General features: G+C 52.1%; 1 protein-coding gene. It reads right to left on the reverse strand.

Going from position 1 to position 870, the window contains the following annotated elements; genetic code table 11:
- Window positions 1-652, reverse strand: a 652-nt coding sequence (locus A3730_RS25160) for a metal-dependent hydrolase (protein WP_063539234.1), incomplete at its 3' end; no start/stop codon positions are given.
- Window positions 653-870 lie beyond the last annotated feature (218 nt).

Below are 870 nucleotides of genomic sequence, written 5' to 3' on the forward strand. Positions count from 1 at the left end.
GCAGATAGGTCTGGTTGCCGATCATAATGGGGAAGCCCAGGGCAATGGCCAGTAGCATGCCACTGATACGCAGTCGGTAACTGCGGTAGCCACCACCACTGGCATCGACGAAGACGTCATAACTGACGCTCTTGTGCTCGGTTTCTTCGACAAAGTGCCAGTAGAGCATGGCACGCAAATCCGGGTGGGTTTCGTCAAACAGCTCCGGGTGCTCAAGCAGTACCGAGGAAATAATGGCCGTGAAATGTTCAAACGCCGCTGCGATGGAGCTCTGCATATCGTCACTGAGGCGGTGTTGGAGTTGCTTACGGATCAGCTTGAACACGCCTTCAACCTTGTCGATGGGAACCCCGTGTTGCACGCCGATGGCGTTCATTTCATCGTGCTCACGAGCATGAATGCGCTCCTGGCGAATGAATTCTTTAGCTGCGTTCAGCACTTCTGGATCGTCAAGCTTGCCAAGCTGCCGTCTTGCAGAATTCATCACCCAGCGTTCACCGTCGGGGACGGCGGCGAGAATGGCATTCATCCAGTGAGTGGACCACGGGTCGTTGCGAAACCAGTGGCGAGCCACGTTTTCGATGTTCATGGGAAAGTGAATGTCACGGGTTACAACCTCGTCGTAACCAATCTTGCGGTTTGCCAGAGCCATTGGATCGCTCCCAAGTAAAGTGCATTCATTGGACTTTATTTGTATGACCAACCAAATTCAAGATTATAAGGTAGACAGCGTGTTTTTATCTGTATAGATCGAATAGTGCCATCGGCCAGGAAGGCTGGGCCGACTTTAAAAGGAATGCTAGAATCAAAGGCTTACAGCATGGGAGTGCCTTGTGGGAAGAAAGAAAAATCAGGTAACGCCGGTGGCGG

It is taken from the genome of Alcanivorax sp. HI0044 (assembly GCF_001634945.1).